Consider the following 17,933-nt stretch of genomic DNA (forward strand, 5'->3'; position numbering starts at 1 on the left):
TGATCAGCGGGCGTAGTACTCGACGACGAGCTGCTCGTCGCAGATGACCGGGATTTCCTTGCGCAGCGGCTCGCGGTCCAGACGGAACGCCAGCGCCTTCAGGTTGACCTGGATGTAGCGCGGGGTCTCGCCGTCCGTGTCGTAGCCACCCTCGCGCGCGACCTGGAAGGGAACCTTCTCGCGGCTGCGCTCGCGGACCATCACGACGTCGTCGGGACGGACGCGGAACGACGGCTTGTCGACCTTGCCGCCGTTGACCTCGATGTGGCCGTGGACGACCATCTGACGGGCCTGGTAGATGGTGCGGGCGATGCCCGAACGCAGGACCAGGGCGTCGAGACGACGCTCCAGCTCGACGACCAGGGCCTCGCCGGTCTTGCCGCCGGCCTTGCGGGCGCGGTCGTAGGCGCGGGCCATCTGGCGCTCGCTGATGTCGTACTGAGCACGCAGACGCTGCTTCTCCAGCAGACGGACCTTGTAGTCACTGTTCTGCTTGCGGCCGCGGCCGTGCTCGCCCGGCGGGTAGGGACGGGCCTCGAAGTACTTCACGGCCTTCGGCGTCAGCGCGATACCGAGCGCGCGTGACTTCTTGACCTTGGGACGCGACTGGTTAGGCACGTTCTCCAGACCTCCGTTGTAGGTTAGGTTAGGCTCACCTTACTCAAAGGAGATCGCATGTCTCGTCGCCCTGGGAACACCACGCGCATCACAGACAGTCTCGACGCGCAGGGCATCGATACGACGGAGGTCCGATCAGCTCATGGTCAGCCGCGTCCCAGCGGGCTTGAAATCGCCCGGATGCCGTCAGCAGCCGAGCGCACACGAACTCTCGTACAGAGTACATGCTCAGCGGTGCTGCTCGTCCCGGGCCTGGACGCCCTGCGACCCGACCAGTTGATGCCCGACGCGCGGACCGTGGACGGCGAAGGCGACCTGCTGCTGGCCTTCGCGGCGGACTCCCCCGTCGTCCGGGCGGCGACGCGCGCGCAGGCCGACGAGCTGGCCGCGGTGCTGGAGATCACCGATGTCGCGCCGGTCTCCGTGCCCCACCGTATCCGGGGCCGCGCCTGGGTCTCCGGCTGGCTGACGCGCGTACCCGGCGCGGCCGAGCCCGGCCGGACGACTCTCCGGCTGGAGGTCGGCGAGGCGTACGTGGACGACCTGTGGGGCGCCGAGTCGGTGGAGGCGGACGAGTTCACCGCCGCCGTACCGGACCCCCTCTCGGAGCACGAGGCCGAACTGCTCCAGCATCTGCACGCCGCGCACAGCACCGAGGTGCAAACGCTGCGCTCGCTGCTCGGCGAGCGCACCGGCGGCGGGGCGGCGGCCGTACCGGTCGGCGTGGACCGCTTCGGGCTCAGGGTCCGCTTCACCGGCGTCAACTGCTTCGACGCCCGCTTCGACTTCCCCGAGCCGGTGCGCGACGTGGGCGAGCTGCGCCGTGCCATGCACGCGCTCTTCGAGGCCGCGAACAGCTGAGCGCGAACGGCACGGCACCCGCACCCGCACCCGCACCGAATACTCAGTTCGACGGGGCGTCGCCGCGCAGTCGTTCGCGGACCTTCTCGACCACGTCCGCGTAACGCGCCTCCGCGCCGTACCGCGTCGGTTCGTAGTACCGCCTGTCCCGCACCTCGTCCGGGAGGTACTGCTGCGCGGCGATCCCTCCGGGCACATCGTGCGGGTAGACATACCCCTGCGCGTGGCCGAGCTTGGCCGCCCCCTTGTAGTGACCGTCGCGCAGATGCGGCGGTACGGGACCGGCCAGGCCCTTCTTCACATCCTCCAGCGCGCCGGAGATCGCGAGCGTCGCCGCGTTCGACTTCGGGGCCAGCGCCAGCGCGATGGTGGCGTGGCTGAGGGTGAGCGCGGCCTCCGGGAAGCCGATCATCGCCACGGCCTGCGCCGCCGCGACGGCCGTGGGCAGAGCCGTCGGATCGGCGAGGCCGATGTCCTCGCTGGCCGAGATCATCAGCCGGCGGGCGATGAACCGGGGGTCCTCGCCCGCCTCGATCATGCGTGCCAGATAGTGCAGCGCCGCGTCCACGTCGGAGCCGCGGATCGACTTGATGAGGGCGCTCGCCACGTCGTAGTGCTGGTCGCCGTCGCGGTCGTACTTCACGGCGGCGCGGTCGACCGTCTCCTCCACCGTGGCGAGGCTGATCTCCTTCTCGCCCTTGGAGATCGCGGCACCGGCCGCCGCCTCCAGGGCGGTCAGGACCCGCCGGGCGTCTCCCCCGGCGATCCGCAGCAGATGGGCCTCGGAGTCCTCGGGCAGTGAGACCGCGCCGCCGAGCCCTCGCTCCTCGGTGAGCGCGCGCCGCAGCAGGGCGCGCAGGTCGTCGTCGGTGAGCGGCTCCAGCGTCAGCAGCAGGGAGCGTGAGAGCAGCGGGGAGATGATCGAGAAGTACGGATTCTCGGTGGTGGCCGCGATGAGCGTGACCCAGCGGTTCTCCACGGCGGGCAGCAGGGAGTCCTGCTGGGCCTTGCTGAAGCGGTGGATCTCGTCCAGGAAGAGGACGGTCTCCTTGCCGAAGCCGCCGGAGGCGCGCCGTGCGCCGTCGATGACGGCCCGGACCTCCTTGACCCCCGCGGTGATCGCGGAAAGTTCGACGAAACGGGCGTCGGTCGCCTTGGAGACGACATAGGCGAGCGTCGTCTTGCCGGTGCCCGGCGGGCCCCAGAGGAGCACCGACGAGGGACCCGCGGGTCCCCTGCCCTGGGCGGCCTGTTCGACCAGACGCCGCATCGGGGAGCCGGGCTTGAGCAGATGCCGCTGGCCGACCACCTCGTCCAGGACACGCGGGCGCATCCGGACGGCCAGCGGGCTGCTGGACGGGTCCTTCTCCTGGCGGTCTTCGGCTGCTGCGGTAAAGAGGTCGGGCTCCACATCTCAGAGCCTATGCCAGCCCACTGACAGGACGACCGGCGCGACCGGCGCGGGCCCGCTGGAACGCGCGGGTCAGCCGGTCCAGAAGTCCCACCAGCGGGTCAGGATCAGCATCCCGATGATCCCGGTCCACAGCACCGGCGGCACCCAGTGGAACTCCTCCAGTCCGCTGCGCAGCCACCGCGGCGCGGGAAGGATCCGGTGCGTCACGTTGTGCGTGGTGACGTAGGAGAACATCACGATCGTCGCCACCCACGCGAGACAGCACCAGAGGCAGAGGGAGCCGATGGTGTAGAGCGACTGGTACTGCAGCCAGGTGCAGAAACCGACACCGAAGAGCATTCCCGCGTTCAGCCCCAGCCAGAACCACCGCCGGTACCGCGCCCCCGCCAGCAGCCCGACCCCCACAAACACCACGACCGCGTACGTCACCAGCCCCAGCATCGGATTGGGGAACCCGAACGCCGCCGCCTGGTCGCTCTTCATGATGTTCCCGCAGGACACCACCGGATTCAGACTGCACCCCGGAGTGAAACCCGGATCCTCCAGCAGCTTGAACTTGTCGATCGTGATCACCCACGACGCCAGCACACCCGCCGCACCCGTCACCACCAGCAACCACGCCAGCACCCGCCCCGCACCGAAGAGCCCGGGGGCCTCGCGCTCCGCCCGGTCGGCCGACACGTCGTCCAGCGCTGTACTCGTCATATCGCCGTTCCATCACTCGGGGTCCGCGTCCGCGGAGGGTCCGGTCAATTCTGCCGCACCCGCCCCCGTATCCACCGTTCGATGGACATAAAGACGGACGGGCGCCGACCGGGATGCCGCCGACCGACCGCCGCGGGCCCCGGACGTCCGAAGCGTCCGGGGCCCGCGGCGTGTTCTCAGGTCGGGCGGGGGTCAGGCGAGTCTCGCGGTCAGGTCGGCCACGAGCCCGTCGAGCGGTACGGGCTTCTGCTCGCCGCTCTCCATGTCCTTGACCTGCGCCACGCCCTCGGCGAGATCACGCTCACCGGCGACGATCGTGAACCGCGCGCCCGAGCGGTTGGCGTTCTTCATCGCGCCCTTGAGCCCCTTGCCGCCGTAGCTGAAGTCGGCCGCGACCCCGGCCCTGCGCAGCTCGGTGACCACGCCGAACAGCAGCCGGCGCGCCTCCTCGCCGAGCGGCACCGCGAACACACTGGTGGCTGGCGGCAGTTGGAGCGTGATGCCCTCGGCCTCCAGCGCCAGCACCGTACGGTCCACGCCCAGCGCCCAGCCGACCGACGGCAGCGCGGGCCCGCCGATCATCTCCGAGAGCCCGTCGTAGCGCCCGCCGCCGCCCACCGCGGACTGCGCGCCGAGGCCGTCGTGGACGAACTCGAAGGTCGTGCGGGTGTAGTAGTCCAGCCCCCGTACGAGCCGTTCGTCGTCCTCGTACGCGACACCCGCCGCGGTCAGCAGGTCGCGCACCTCCGCGTGGTACTCCCGGCAGGCGTCGCATAGGTAGTCGCGCAGCCTCGGGGCGTCGGTGAGCTGGTTCTGTACGGCCGGGCGCTTGTCGTCGAGGACCCGCAGCGGGTTGATCTCGATACGCCGGCGGGTCTCCTCGTCGAGGTCGAGGTCGCGCAGGAAGGTCTGCAGCGCCTCGCGGTAGACGGGGCGGCACTCCTTGTCGCCCAGCGAGTTCAGCAGGATGCGGAAGCCGGTCAGCCCGAGTGAGCGGTACGCCTGGTCGGCGAGGATGATCAGCTCGGCGTCGAGCGCCGGGTCCTCCGCGCCGATGGCCTCGGCACCGACCTGCGAGAAGTGGCGGTAGCGGCCCTTCTGAGGGCGCTCGTAGCGGTAGTACGAGCCGGAGTACCAGAGCTTGACGGGGAGGTTGCCGGCCTTGTGGAGATTGGCCTCCAGCGCGGCGCGCAGCACGGAGGCAGTGCCCTCGGGGCGCAGCGCCAGCTCGGAGCCGCCCTTGGTGGTGAGGGTGTACATCTCCTTGGTGACGATGTCGGTGGACTCGCCGACGCCGCGGGCGAAGAGTTCGACGTCCTCGAAGCCGGGCGTCTCGATGTAGCCGTAACCGGAGTTCTTCAGCGGCGCGGAGATCGCCTCGCGCACCGCGAGGAACACGGCGGATTCCGGCGGAAGCAGGTCGTACGTGCCCTTGGGAGCCTGAAAGGTGTTCATGGAAGTCGCTGCGTCACATTCCTCGTCGCGGAGCGGCGCCGTGGCCGCTGCCGTAGCCTGCGGCCACCTCGCGCAGATACGGGTTGGTGGTTCGCTCCCGGCCGATGGTCGTCTGGGGGCCGTGGCCGGACAGCACCACGGTCGAGTCGTCGAGCGGCAGGCACACGCGGCCCAGCGAGTCGAGCAGCTCGGCCGCGTCGCCGCCGGGCAGGTCCGATCGTCCGACGGAGCCGGCGAACAGCAGGTCGCCCGAGAACAGGACGGGCGGAATGTCCGCCGCCTCGGGCAGCCCGAAGGTCACCGACCCCTTCGTATGGCCGGGCGCGTGCGCGACGCCGAAGCGCAGGCCCGCCAGTTCCAGCTCGGCACCGTCGTCCAGCTCCTTGACGTCGTCGGGCTCGCCCACGGTGAGTTCGCCCATGAGCGGCATCCCGATGGAGCGGCCGAGGCCCTTCTCGGGGTCGCTCATCATGTACCGGTCCGAGGGGTGGATCCAGGCCGGGATGCCGTGGGCACCGCACAGGGGCACGACCGACGCGACGTGGTCGATGTGGCCGTGGGTGAGGATCACGGCGACGGGCTTGAGGTGGTGCTTCTTGACCGTCTCGGCGACGCCCTCGGTGGCCTGGTGGCCGGGGTCGATGATCACGCACTCCTCGCCCGCGGCGGGGGCGACCAGATAGCAGTTGGTCCCCCAGGCCCCGGCGGGGAACCCGGCAATAAGCACGATCGTCCTCAAATGTCGTCCGTCGGGAGATTGCAGCAGATCAGAGCCTACCGGCGCTCCTCATTCCACAGGTAACCCATATACCGTACGGGGCTAGTCAGCGTTCATAGGACTTAGTTCCGAGCACTGTTCCGAGCACCGCCCAGACAGGGCCCACGAAGACACGAGGAGACGACCCGGTGGTCAACAGCGAGCAGCGCCGGCGCCAGCTTGCCAGGGAGAAGTTCGAGCGGCAGCAGCAGCGCCGGGCGGAGATCCGCAGGGGCGCCAGACGCCGTAACGCGATCATCGCTTCCGCGCTGGCCGTCGTGCTGGCGGCGGCGGGTGGCGCGTACGCCATCGCGGGCCTGACGGACGACAACGGTGAGAAGGACGTCGCGCAGGACAGTCCCTCGGCGCCGCCGTCCCCGACCGAGAGCAAGCCGGCCGGGCCGAAGATGACGATCGACGCCAAGGCCAAGTACACGATGACCCTGAAGACGAACCAGGGCGGCATCGGCATCGCGATGGACGCCGCGAAGACTCCGGAAACGGTGAACTCCTTCAAGTCCCTCGCGGACAAGAAGTTCTTCGACGGCACGAAGTGTCACCGTCTGACCACGGAGAACATCTTCGTGCTCCAGTGCGGCGACCCGAAGGGCGACGGCACCGGCGGCCCCGGCTACACCATCGCGGACGAGAATCTCGACGCGCTCGGCAAGCCGGCCGCGGACGGTGCGGTGACCTACCCCGCGGGGTCGGTGGCGATGGCGAATACCGGCCAGCCGAACAGCGGCGGCAGTCAGTTCTTCCTCGTGTGGAAGGACACCAAGCTCCCGCCCTCGTACACACCGTTCGGGACGATGGACGCCGAGGGCCTGAAGACCGTGAAGGCCGTCGCGGCGGGGGGTGTCACCGGTGAGACCAAGGGAGACGGTGCGCCGAAGAAGACCGTCACCATCGAGAAGGGCACCGTCGACAAGACGTGACCACCGGTGACCGGCGGCGCGGCCCGCGGTGCGGGGCGTTCGACGGGCCCCGCACCGTACCCCGCGAATTTCGGCCGTGCGGAGTGCGGACAGCCGGGCCGCCGGTCACCTAGATTGGCGTAGTGCGACGCGCGGGTCGGCTCTGCGGACCCGCTTTCGCGTCGCGGAAGACGGGCGAGGCCCGTCCAGGAAACTGTGGACGATGCCCGGGGGGCACCCCTCGCAGGCATCAGGTGGAGGAGGCGCTGTGAGCAGCGACCCGTGGGGCCGTGTCGATGAGACAGGCACCGTGTACGTGCGCACGGCCGAGGGCGAGCAGGTCGTCGGATCGTGGCAGGCAGGCTCTCCCGAGGAGGCTCTGGCCTACTTCGAGCGCAAGTACGAGGGCCTGGTGGTCGAGATCGGCCTTCTCGAACGGCGGGTGAAGACCACCGATCTCTCGGCCAAGGACGCGCAGGCCGCCATCGACCATCTGCGGGCGCAGGTGGACGAGCATCACGCCGTCGGGGATCTCGCCGCCCTGCGTACGCGTCTCGACGGCCTTGTCTCGACGGTCGAGGCGCGGCGCGAGGAGCGCAAGGTCCAGAAGGCCAAGCAGACGGACGCCGCGCGTGAGGCGAAGCAGGCTCTGGTGACGGAGGCCGAGGAGCTCGCGCAGAGCGACCAGTGGCGGTCCGCCGGGGAGCGGCTGCGCGCGCTGGTGGACACCTGGAAGGGGTTGCCGCGGCTGGACCGGAAGTCCGACGACGAGCTGTGGCACCGCTTCTCGCACGCGCGCTCGGCGTTCTCCAAGCGCCGCAAGGCGCACTTCGCCTCGCTGGACGCGCAGCGCGAGGAGGCCCGTAAGGCCAAGGAGAAGCTGGTCACCGAGGCCGAGTCGCTGTCGGGCTCCACGGACTGGGGCGGGACGGCGGCGCGCTACCGCGAGCTGATGACCGAGTGGAAGGCCGCGGGCCGCGCGCAGCGCGAAGCCGAGGACGACCTGTGGAACCGCTTCCGCGGCGCCCAGGACGTCTTCTTCGCCGCCCGTGGTGAGGTCTTCGCCGAGCGGGACGCGGAGCAGACCGAGAACCTGAAGCTGAAGGAGGAGCTGGCGGCCGAGGCCGAGCGGCTGCTCCCGGTGAAGGACCTGAAGGCGGCCCGCGCCGCGTTCCGTGCCCTCAACGAGCGGTGGGAGGCGGTCGGGCATGTGCCGCGCGACGCCAGGCCCAGGGTCGAGGGCCGGATGCAGACGGTCGAGCGGGCGCTTCAGGAGTCCGAGGAGAACGAGTGGCGCCGTACGAACCCGGAGGCGCGTGCGCGCGCCGCGGGTCTGACGGGCCAGCTCCAGGCGGCCGTCGACAAGCTGCGTACGCAGATCGACACGGCACGCGCCTCGGGCAACAACGCCAGGGCGGACAAGCTGGCGAAGGAGCTGGAGGGCCGGCAGGCCCTGCTGGACCAGGCGCTGAAGGGCCTTCAGGAGTTCGGCGGCTGACACCCGCACGCGTGACGGCACGGAGCGGCCCGGCGGTGATCCCACCGCCGGGCCGCTCCGTCGTGCGGGGCGTCAGGGCCTGCGGGCGGATGTGACGCGGTAGACGTCGTAGACGCCCTCCACGCCCCGTACGGCCTTCAGCACGTGCCCGAGGTGCTTGGGGTCGCCCATCTCGAAGGTGAAGCGGGAGGTGGCGACCCGGTCGCGGGACGTCTGGACAGCCGCCGACAGGATGTTGACGTGCTGGTCGGAGAGGACCCGGGTGACGTCGGAGAGCAGCCGGGACCGGTCCAGCGCCTCGACCTGGATGGCGACGAGGAAGACGGACGACTGGGTGGGCGCCCACTCGACTTCGAGGATCCGCTCCGGCTGCTGCGACAGCGAGTCGACGTTGACGCAGTCCGCGCGGTGTACGGAGACGCCGCTGCCGCGGGTGACGAAGCCGATGATCGGGTCGCCCGGGACCGGCGTACAGCAGCGGGCGAGCTTGACCCACACGTCCTCGACACCCTTGACCACCACACCGGGGTCGCTGCTGGAGCGGCGCTTGGTGCGTCCGCGCGAGGGCGGCGCGCTCTCGGCGATGTCCTCGTTGGCGGCCTCCTCGCCGCCGAGCGCCTGCACGAGTTTCTGTACGACGCCCTGCGCCGCGACATGGCCCTCGCCGATCGCCGCGTACAGCGACGAGATGTCGGGGTAGCGCATCTCGTGCGCGAGCGTGACGAGCGAGTCACCGGTGAGGATCCGCTGGATCGGCAGGTTCTGCTTGCGCATCGCCTTGGCGATGGCGTCCTTGCCGTGCTCGATCGCCTCGTCGCGGCGCTCCTTGGAGAACCAGGCGCGGATCTTGTTCCTGGCCCGGGGCGACTTGACGAAGCCCAGCCAGTCACGCGAGGGTCCGGCGCCGGACGCCTTGGAGGTGAAGACCTCCACCAGGTCGCCGTTGTCGAGGGTCGATTCGAGGGGGACGAGCCGCCCGTTGACCCGCGCTCCTATGGTGCGGTGGCCGACCTCCGTATGGACGGCGTAGGCGAAGTCGACGGGGGTGGCTCCGGCGGGCAGCGCTATGACATCGCCCTTGGGCGTGAAGACGAAGACCTCGTTGCGCGACAGGTCGAAGCGCAGGGACTCCAGGAACTCGCTGGGGTCCTCGGTCTCCTTCTGCCAGTCGAGCAGCTGGCGCAGCCACGCCATGTCGTTGACGGTGTCCTGGCCGCCGCCCTTGCCGGCGTTCTTCGGCACGTCCGTACGGACCTTGGACGCCCCGGCGACGGCCTCCTGCTTGTACTTCCAGTGCGCGGCGATGCCGTACTCGGCGCGGCGGTGCATGTCGAACGTGCGGATCTGGAGCTCGACCGGCTTGCCGCTGGGCCCGATGACCGTCGTGTGCAGCGACTGGTACATGTTGAACTTGGGCATCGCGATGTAGTCCTTGAACCGCCCCGGTACCGGATTCCACCGGGCGTGGACGGTGCCCAGCGCCGCGTAGCAGTCGCGGACCGTGTCGACGAGTACCCGGATACCCACCAGGTCGTAGATCTCGGCGAAGTCGCGGCCTCGCACGATCATCTTCTGGTAGACGCTGTAGTAGTGCTTCGGTCGGCCGGTGACGGTGGCCTTGATACGGGCCGCGCGCAGATCGGACTGGACCTCGTCGGTCACTATGGCCAGGTACTCGTCACGCTTGGGCGCCCGTTCGGCGACGAGCCGGACGATCTCGTCGTACATCTTGGGGTAGAGGATCGCGAAGGCGAGGTCCTCCAGCTCCCACTTGATGGTGTTCATGCCCAGGCGGTGGGCCAGCGGCGCGTAGATCTCCAGCGTCTCGCGGGCCTTCTTCTCCTGCTTCTCCCGCTTGAGATAGCGCATGGTGCGCATGTTGTGCAGCCGGTCGGCGAGCTTGATGACCAGGACGCGGGGGTCCTTGGCCATGGCGACGACCATCTTGCGTACGGTCTCGGCCTGGGCGGCCTCGCCGAACTTGACCTTGTCGAGCTTGGTGACGCCGTCGACGAGGAGGGCGACCTGGTCGCCGAAGTCCTTGCGGAGCGTGTCGAGGCCGTACTCGGTGTCCTCGACGGTGTCGTGCAGCAGCCCCGCCATGAGTGTGGCCGGGTCCATACCGAGTTCGGCGAGGATCGTGGTCACGGCCAGGGGGTGCGTGATGTACGGGTCGCCGCTCTTGCGCTTCTGGCCGCGGTGCCAGCGCTCGGCGACCTGGTAGGCGCGCTCGATCTGGCGGAGGACGGCGGTGTCGATCTTGGGGTCGTTGCTCCGTACGGTCCGCAGGAGCGGTTCGAGGACCGGGTTGTACGGCGACGAGCGCTGCACGCCGAGACGGGCCAGCCGGGCGCGTACGCGGTTGGAGGAGCCGCCGGAGCGCGAGGGCGCGGCCGGCGGGGGCTTGGGCGCGGTGACGGGGACCGGGAGCCGGCTCTTGTCGGGCGCGGAGCCCGGCACGGCCGCGACGGCGGGGGTGGGTGCCGTGGCCGGGTCGACCGGCTTCGACGGGCTCCGCCTCGGCTCGGACCCGTTGCGGTCGGACGTGTGGTCGGACCCGTTCCGCTCGGTGCCGCTGTGCCCGGACCCGTTCCGCCCGGCAGACGTCTGCGCAGCCGTCCTCGACCCGTCCGCCTGATTCTGCGGCGGGGCAGGCGCCGCCATGGCCTGGTCTGTCTGCGGATCGGGCTGGGCGGCGGGGAGTGGCTGGGCCTCGTCTGGCAAGAGCGCTCCTCGTGCGTTTCCGGGCTCTCCCGGTCAGGTGCCGAACGGCCATGGTATCGACCTCGTGCCGCGGGTGCTCACGAGACCGTTGACCGCGCGGGTGCCTGGAGGGATTCCGGGTTGATGAGAGGGAAAACGCGGACGCCCCGGGCGGAATTCCCGGGGCGTCGCATTTTGACCGCATTTCGCCTTATTTGACCGAGGCGGTCAGAGCGAGATCAGTGCCTCCAGCGGAGCGTCCCGCAGGTGCGGCTCCAGGCGGGCCCTGCCGTTGAGGAAGCCCAGCTCCAGCAGGACCGCCACGGCCACCACTTCGGCGCCGGCCCGGCGGACCAGCTCGACGGAGGCCCCGGCGGTGCCGCCGGTGGCGAGCACGTCGTCGATGACGATGACGCGGTCGCCCTCCTGGAGGTCCTCGGCGTGGACCTCCATCTCGGCGGTGCCGTACTCCAGGACGTACGACTGCGACAGCGTCGCACCGGGCAGCTTCCCGGCCTTGCGGACGGGGATGAAGCCGATGCCGGCCCGGACCGCGACCGGCGCGGCCAGGATGAAGCCGCGCGCCTCCAGGCCGACGATCTTCGTGGCGCCGTGCCGTACAGCCAGCTCCGCGAGCTCGTCGGTGAGCGCCGTGAACGCCTTCGGATCCGCGAGCAGCGGCGTGATGTCCTTGAACATCACCCCCGGCTTCGGATAGTCCGCGACATCACGGATCCGGCTGCGGAGCAGCTCCCTGGTGCTGTCGTCGGTCATCGACGCTTCCCCGACGCACGGCCCCTGCCACGGCCGCCGTGGCTTCGGGGACCCGCGACGACGGCGGCGGGCGGGGCGGCGTGCACCGGACCCTCGCCGTCATCCGGCTCGGCGTCCCTCGGCTCGTCGTAGGCCTCCTGGTCGGACTCGGCCGGCTCGCCCTTGGCCGCGGCGGCCGCCCGCTTGGCCAGGACGCGTTTCCTCAGTGCCTTGATCGACGGCTCGCGCTCCTTGAGGTCGGCGACCAGCGGAGTGGCGATGAAGATCGACGAGTACGCACCGGCGGCGAGGCCGACGAACAGCGACAGCGAGATGTCGTTCAGCATGCCGGCGCCGAGGAATCCGCCACCGATGAAGAGCAGACCGGCGACCGGCAGCAGCGCGACCACGGTGGTGTTGATGGAACGCACCAGGGTCGAGTTGATGCTGCGGTTGGCCACCTCGCTGAAGGTGTGGCGCGTCTGCTTGGTGATGTCCTTCGACCCCTCCTTGAGGCTGTCGAAGACCACGACCGTGTCGTACAGGGAGTAACCGAGAATGGTCAGCAGACCGATCACCGTGCCCGGTGTGACCTCGAAGCCGACCAGCGCGTACACACCGACCGTGATGGTGAGGTCATGGATCAGGGCGATGAGCGCCGCGACCGCCATTCTCCATTCGAAGGCGATCGCCAGATAGATCACCACCAGGATCATGAAGATCCCGAGTCCGGTCCAGGCCTTGTTGGCGATCTGCTCGCCCCAACTCGGCCCGACCAGGTCGGCGTTGATCTTCTCCTTGGGGATGTTCAGGTCTTCGGCGAGCTGGGTCTGCGTCTTGTCGGCCTGGGCCGTGTTCAGCTCGGTGACCTGGATGCGCAGGCCGCCGTTGCCGAGCTTCTGGACGATCGCGTCGTGGCCGGACGCCGCTTCCGCGTGCTCCTGCGCCTCCGACACGGAGATGCTCGTCTTGGGGGTGTTGAAGACGGCACCGCCCTTGAACTCGATGCCCATGTTGAGCCCCCGCACCGCCAGGCCGGCGATGGCCAGGATGGTGATGAGGATCGAGAGCGCGTACCAGAACTTGCGCTTCCCGACGAAGTCGTAGCCGACTTCGCCGCGGTAGAGCCGGGCGCCGAGATCGCCGAGTCGCGACATCTCACGCCTCCTTCGGGTCGGTGGGGGCGCTGAGACGGCGTGTGCGGCGCAACGGTGGTTTCGCTCCGAGGCGCTTCGGGTCGAGACCGGACCAGGAACCGCCGCTCGAGAAGAACTTCGTGCGGGCGACCAGAGTCATGATCGGCTTCGTGAAGAAGAAGACGACGACGACGTCGAGGACCGTGGTCAGGCCGAGCGTGAACGCGAAGCCCTGCACCTTGCCGACGGTGACGGTGAAGAGCACGGCCGCGGCGAGGAACGACACGAAGTCGGACACCAGGATCGTGCGCCGGGCACGTGGCCAGGCCCGTTCGACGGCGGGCCGCAGCGTACGGCCCTCTCTGATCTCGTCACGGATTCGTTCGAAGTACACGATGAACGAGTCTGCCGTGATGCCGATCGCAACGATCGCACCACACACCGCGGGGAGGTTGAGGGCGAAGCCGATACCCGGTCCGAGCAGGGTCATGATCGCGTACGTCATGACCGCCGAGGCCAGGAGGCTGACGATGGCGATCAGCGCGAGACCCCGGTAGTAGAGCACCAGGTAGATGATCACCAGCGCGAGGCCGATGGCGCCGGCGATCAGACCGGCGTGCAGCTGCTCACCGCCGAGCGCGGCGGTGACCGTGGTGACGGTCTCTTCCTGGAAGGTGAGGGGCAGCGCGCCGTACGACAGGATGTTGCCCAGGTCCTGCGCGGACTCCTGGGTGAAGTTGCCGGAGATCTCGGCGTTGGCGCTCAGGGTCTGGCGCACCGAGGGCGCCGAGACGACCTCACCGTCGAGGACGATGGCGAACTGGTTCTGCGGGGGCTGCTGCTGCGACAGCTTGCTGGTGATCGCCTGGAACTTCTTCGAGCCACCGCCCGTGAAGTCCATCTGGACGATCCACTGGCCGGTCTGCTGGTTGATGGTGGCGTTGGCGTCGTCGACGTCCTTGCCGCCCACCTCGGCCGGGCCGAGGATGTACTTCTCCCAGACACCGTCGTTCTCACCGCAGGCGAGCGTCGGCTGGTCCGGCTTCGCGTTGTCGCCGAGGACGCCCCTGGCCTTCTCGTTCGTGCAGTCGAGCGCCGCGAAGTCGGCCTGGAGCTTCTCCGTCGCGGGGTCCGCGGGCGGTGTCGCGGGCTCGCTCGGCGGCGCGCTGGGCTTGCCGGAGGCCGAGCCGCTCGGCGTGGGCGTCGCGTCGGCCTTCAGGTCCTCCGTGAGGGGACGGCCCTGGGTCGTCTCCGAGGGGCTGGGGGCGTTGTCGCCCGAAGGGGATGCGGTCTCCTTCGGCTTGTCGCTCCCGGAAGGGCTCGGGCTCTCGCTCGAACCGGCGCTCGGAGTCGGGTTCGCGTCCGGCGGCGGCTGCTGCGCGGCGGGGTCACCCGGGCCGAGGGTCAGGACCGGCCGGAAGTACAGCTGAGCGGTGGTGCCGACCTGCTCACGAGCCTGCTGCGAGTTCGTGCCCTTGGGGATGTTGACAATGATGTTGTCGGATCCCTGGGTCTGAACCTCGGCCTCCTGAACGCCGAGACCATTGACACGACGCTCGATGATGCCGACCGCGGTGTTCATGTTGGTCTCGTTGACCGCGTTCGCCTGGCCCGGCGAGCTCTTGGCCTTGAGCGTGATCGTCGTACCGCCGGCGAGGTCGATACCGAGGCGCGGCGTGAGCTCGCCCGCCCCGAACATCCCGCCGACGAGGGCGATCATCGCGATCAGGAACAGGATCAGGGTGCGCCCCGGCTTTCCCGGGGCCCCCGTCTGCCTTCGGCCCTTCTGAGGTGCTGCCACCTTTTCGTTTCTCCCTGTCCAACCGCCCCACGCCGGGTGAGCGACGGAGCGGCAACGAAGTGTTGTGGGGACGTGCCCACGCGAATGCCGACGTCGTCCGGGGACCGCGGTACGCCCGGGGGCGTGGTGCGGGACCGGACGGGACTACTTCGCGCCGCTCTCGCCTTCGGCCTTGGCGTCCTTGGGCTCGACCGACTCCTTCTCGGCGTCGGCGTCGGCCTTGGGCGCGTCGGCCTTCGGCGCGTCGACGTCGGCCGCGGCCTCGGCCTCGGCGTCTTCCGGGCCGTCCTTCTTGCCCAGGTCGATCCTGGCGACGTCGTCGTCGACCAGCGAGGAGGCGTCGTCGGGCACGACGTGGCCGTCGACCTCGAACTCTTCCTCGTCGCCGTGGACGATGCGGTTGTACTCCTCGTCCGTCAGGACGGCGCCGATCGCGTTCTTCGCGTACACGGCGTGCACGGCCGGTGCGACCTCCAGCAGGACCGTGTCGTCGTGAACTTCCTTGACGGTGGCGTACATGCCCCCGATCGTCCGGACACCTGTGCCTGGCTGCATCTCATTGCGCATCTGCACAGCCGCCTGCTGCTTCTTCTTTGCGGACCGGGTCATCAGGAACATGGCCCCGATGAGCACGATGAAGGGGAGGAGGGTCACGAGACTCACGGGAGGGAACTTCCTTCGCACGACCGCGCTGTCGAGCGGCCTGGTATACGGGGGTGGGTAGCCGACCGTTACGGGCGGCATCGGCGGAGTCTAAGCGAGTCCGCATCAATGGAACAACGCCCAGCATGGCACCGGGGTTCCTGCTGGGGCGAGTGCCTGTGCGCTCACGCCCCGAACAGCCCCGGTTGTCCGCTTGCGCCTGGGCTCCGCGGGGGTGGCGCCAGCCCCAGATGGGCCCATGCCGCCGGGGTCGCGACCCGGCCGCGCGGGGTGCGGGCGAGCAGCCCCTCCCGTACGAGGAAGGGCTCGGCGACCTCCTCGACCGTCTCGCGCTCCTCGCCCACCGCGACGGCGAGGGTCGACAGGCCGACCGGGCCGCCGCCGAACAGCTTGAGCAGGGCCCCGAGCACGGCCCGGTCGAGGCGGTCCAGGCCCCGTTCGTCCACCTCGTACACCTGAAGGGCGGCGGAGGCGATGTCGCGGTTGATGTACCCCTCGGCCTTGACCTGCGCGTAGTCGCGGACCCGGCGCAAGAGACGGTTGGCGATACGGGGCGTGCCCCGGGAGCGCCCCGCGATCTCGGCGGCGCCCTCCGCGTCGATCTCCAGGTCCAGGAGGTGCGCGGAGCGGTGGATGACCCGTTCCAGCTCGACGGGCTCGTAGAACTCCATCTGCGCGGTGAAGCCGAAACGGTCGCGCAGCGGGGGCGGCAGCAGGCCGGCCCTGGTGGTGGCACCGACGAGGGTGAAGGGCGGCAGCTCCAGCGGGATGGCCGTGGCACCGGGGCCCTTGCCGACGATGACGTCGACGCGGAAGTCCTCCATGGCCATGTAGAGCATCTCCTCGGCGGGCCGGGACATCCGGTGGATCTCGTCGAGGAAGAGGACCTCGCCCTCCTGGAGGGAGGAGAGGATCGCGGCGAGATCGCCGGCGTGCTGGATGGCCGGGCCCGAGGTGATACGGATCGGGGCGCCCATCTCAGCCGCGATGATCATGGAGAGAGTGGTCTTGCCGAGGCCTGGCGCGCCCGACAGCAGGACGTGGTCGGCGGTGGCGCCCCGGGCGAGGGCCGCCTTCAGGACGAGGTCGAGCTGTTCCCGTACGCGCTCCTGCCCGACGAACTCGTCCAGCGACTTGGGCCGCAGCGCCGCCTCGACCGCCTGGTCCTCACCGTCGGCGGACCCGGCGACGAGCCGGTCGGGCCCCTCGGTCGCGTCCGTCGGCGGGAGGCCGCCTCCCGGCGTCCCTTTGCTGCTGTCGTCCCAGTTCACTGTGGCTCACCTCATGGAATCGGGACGTCCCTGGACGGTCCCGTGGAGTTCGGCTCCGGCGCGGGCGGCGATCGGGGGGCGGCCTGCCCGCGCCCGTCGTCGTGGCCCGGTCAGCGTGTGCGGTTCAGCGACTGGAGAGCCGCCCGCAGGAGTCGCGGTACGGCGGGCGACTCGCCCGCCTCGATCGCGGCCTCGGCCTGGGGGGCGACCAGCGCGACCGCCTCGTCCGCCTCCCTCGTCGCGTAGCCGAGACCGATCAGCGCCGAGTGCAGCTGGTCGTTCCAGGCGGCGGAGACGGGGACGCCGATTCCCTGTCTGCCGACATGAGCGCCGAGGGGCTCGCCGAGCCGGTCCTTCAGCTCCAGCAGCAGCTTCTGCGCGCCCTTCTTACCGATGCCGGGGACGGCCGTGAGCGTCTTCTCGTCGCCGGTGGCGACGGCGACACGCAGGGTGTCCGGCGCGTGCACCGCGAGCATCGCCTGGGCCAGCCGCGGGCCCACACCGCTGGCGGTCTGGAGCAGCTCGAACGTCTGGCGCTCGTCGTCGTCGGCGAAGCCGTACAGCGTGAGCGAGTCCTCCCGGACGACCAGCGACGTGGCGATCCTGGCCTGCTCACCGATCCGCAGCCCGGCGAGCGTGGCCGGGGTGCACTGGACGGCCATGCCGACGCCGCCGACCTCGATCACCGCGGAGGTCGGGGCGAGCGCGGCCACCGGGCCGCTGACGAAGGCGATCATCGGGGAACCTTCCGTACGGGGGTGTGGCCGGCGGGCCGGGACGCCTTCGCCACGGCGTGCGCCTGCTGGAGACGGTTGACGGCCGGGGCGCGCCAGATATGACAGATGGCGAGGGCGAGGGCGTCGGCGGCGTCGGCCGGTTTGGGCGGGGCGTCCAGTCTCAGCAGCCGGGTCACCATGGCACCGACCTGTGCCTTGTCGGCGCGCCCGCTGCCCGTGACGGCGGCCTTGACCTCGCTGGGGGTGTGCAAGGCGACCGGAATGCCGCGGCGGGCGGCGCAGAGCATGGCGACGGCGCTGGCCTGGGCCGTGCCCATCACCGTACGGACGTTGTGCTGGCTGAACACCCGCTCCACGGCGACCAGTTCGGGCCCGTACTCGTCCAACCAGGCTTCCACTCCCCGCTCGATGGCGACGAGGCGCGACCCGAGGTCCGCGTCGGCCGGTGTGCGCACCACACCGACCCCGAGCATCGTCAACGCGCGTCCCGCGACGCCCTCGACGACGCCGACACCGCACCGCGTCAGTCCGGGGTCCACGCCCAGTACCCGCATCGCGCCCCTCCCCCTCACACTCCCGGTCCCGCCCGATCACCTGTTCTGCCGGTGAGTCAGAACCCCTGATCAGCACAGTATCGGTCGGCA

General features: G+C 70.0%; 16 protein-coding genes. 3 read left to right on the plus strand and 13 right to left on the minus strand.

All coding sequences use genetic code 11. The features are described from left to right. Positions 1–3: 3 nt before the first annotated feature. A complete protein-coding gene (gene rpsD, locus IEY79_RS21700; protein ID WP_189109226.1) occupies positions 4–618 on the minus strand; it encodes a 30S ribosomal protein S4 in 615 nt (204 codons plus the stop codon). Between the two features lie 180 nt (positions 619–798). Here rpsD and IEY79_RS21705 point away from each other — a divergent pair, with 180 nt between their 5' ends. After that, positions 799–1,479: a DUF2470 domain-containing protein gene (locus IEY79_RS21705; protein WP_189109227.1), complete on the plus strand. Its 681-nt coding sequence runs from the start codon at positions 799–801 to the stop codon at positions 1,477–1,479. A 43-nt stretch (positions 1,480–1,522) separates the two neighbouring features. On the opposite strand, the gene IEY79_RS21710 is transcribed toward IEY79_RS21705, so the two are convergent. From IEY79_RS21710 to IEY79_RS21725, 4 genes are all read right to left on the minus strand, one after another. Beyond that, on the minus strand, positions 1,523–2,890 hold the full coding sequence (locus IEY79_RS21710) for a replication-associated recombination protein A (protein ID WP_189109228.1): 1,368 nt from the start codon (positions 2,888–2,890) through the stop codon (positions 1,523–1,525). Between the two features lie 72 nt (positions 2,891–2,962). Continuing rightward, positions 2,963–3,598 (minus strand): vitamin K epoxide reductase family protein, encoded by a 636-nt coding sequence (locus IEY79_RS21715; protein WP_189109229.1) that lies wholly within the window; start codon positions 3,596–3,598, stop codon positions 2,963–2,965. 192 nt (positions 3,599–3,790) lie between these two features. After that, entirely contained in the window at positions 3,791–5,053 is a 1,263-nt protein-coding gene (hisS, locus tag IEY79_RS21720; RefSeq protein WP_189109230.1) for a histidine--tRNA ligase, read from the minus strand. 13 nt (positions 5,054–5,066) lie between these two features. Further along, complete coding sequence (locus IEY79_RS21725; protein ID WP_189109231.1) at positions 5,067–5,780, minus strand: MBL fold metallo-hydrolase; 714 nt, start codon at positions 5,778–5,780, stop codon at positions 5,067–5,069. A 179-nt stretch (positions 5,781–5,959) separates the two neighbouring features. Between IEY79_RS21725 and IEY79_RS21730 the strand changes: the two genes are divergently transcribed. Continuing rightward, positions 5,960–6,748 carry a peptidylprolyl isomerase gene (locus IEY79_RS21730; RefSeq protein ID WP_229701015.1) on the plus strand — a complete coding sequence of 263 codons (789 nt, stop codon included), beginning with the start codon at positions 5,960–5,962 and terminating at the stop codon, positions 6,746–6,748. Between the two features lie 247 nt (positions 6,749–6,995). After that, a complete protein-coding gene (locus IEY79_RS21735) occupies positions 6,996–8,225 on the plus strand; it encodes a DUF349 domain-containing protein (RefSeq protein WP_189109232.1) in 1,230 nt (409 codons plus the stop codon). 72 nt (positions 8,226–8,297) lie between these two features. Here IEY79_RS21735 and IEY79_RS21740 read toward each other — a convergent pair whose 3' ends face one another. The 8 genes from IEY79_RS21740 to ruvC all read right to left on the minus strand — a co-directional run bounded on the left by IEY79_RS21740 (position 8,298) and on the right by ruvC (position 17,843). Further along, positions 8,298–10,949, minus strand: a complete 2,652-nt coding sequence (locus tag IEY79_RS21740; RefSeq protein WP_189109233.1) for a RelA/SpoT family protein — start codon at positions 10,947–10,949, stop codon at positions 8,298–8,300. 207 nt (positions 10,950–11,156) lie between these two features. Then, positions 11,157–11,702, minus strand: coding sequence for an adenine phosphoribosyltransferase (locus IEY79_RS21745; protein WP_189109234.1), 546 nt, complete (start codon positions 11,700–11,702; stop codon positions 11,157–11,159). After that, a complete protein-coding gene (secF, locus tag IEY79_RS21750; protein ID WP_189109235.1) occupies positions 11,699–12,838 on the minus strand; it encodes a protein translocase subunit SecF in 1,140 nt (379 codons plus the stop codon). The genes IEY79_RS21745 and secF overlap by 4 nt, the downstream gene beginning before the upstream one ends. 1 nt (position 12,839) lies before the next feature. Beyond that, on the minus strand, positions 12,840–14,618 hold the full coding sequence (gene secD, locus IEY79_RS21755) for a protein translocase subunit SecD (RefSeq protein WP_189109236.1): 1,779 nt from the start codon (positions 14,616–14,618) through the stop codon (positions 12,840–12,842). Positions 14,619–14,762: 144 nt separating this feature from the next. Next, positions 14,763–15,281, minus strand: coding sequence for a preprotein translocase subunit YajC (gene yajC / locus IEY79_RS21760; RefSeq protein WP_189109237.1), 519 nt, complete (start codon positions 15,279–15,281; stop codon positions 14,763–14,765). A 164-nt stretch (positions 15,282–15,445) separates the two neighbouring features. Then, positions 15,446–16,552 (minus strand): Holliday junction branch migration DNA helicase RuvB, encoded by a 1,107-nt coding sequence (ruvB, locus tag IEY79_RS21765; RefSeq protein WP_189109238.1) that lies wholly within the window; start codon positions 16,550–16,552, stop codon positions 15,446–15,448. A 110-nt stretch (positions 16,553–16,662) separates the two neighbouring features. Then, positions 16,663–17,289: a Holliday junction branch migration protein RuvA gene (ruvA, locus tag IEY79_RS21770; protein WP_189109239.1), complete on the minus strand. Its 627-nt coding sequence runs from the start codon at positions 17,287–17,289 to the stop codon at positions 16,663–16,665. Continuing rightward, entirely contained in the window at positions 17,286–17,843 is a 558-nt protein-coding gene (gene ruvC / locus IEY79_RS21775; RefSeq protein ID WP_189109240.1) for a crossover junction endodeoxyribonuclease RuvC, read from the minus strand. The genes ruvA and ruvC overlap by 4 nt, the downstream gene beginning before the upstream one ends. Positions 17,844–17,933 lie beyond the last annotated feature (90 nt).

The organism is Streptomyces camponoticapitis, assembly GCF_014646115.1.
GTDB classification, from domain to species: Bacteria; Actinomycetota; Actinomycetes; order Streptomycetales; family Streptomycetaceae; genus Streptomyces; species Streptomyces camponoticapitis.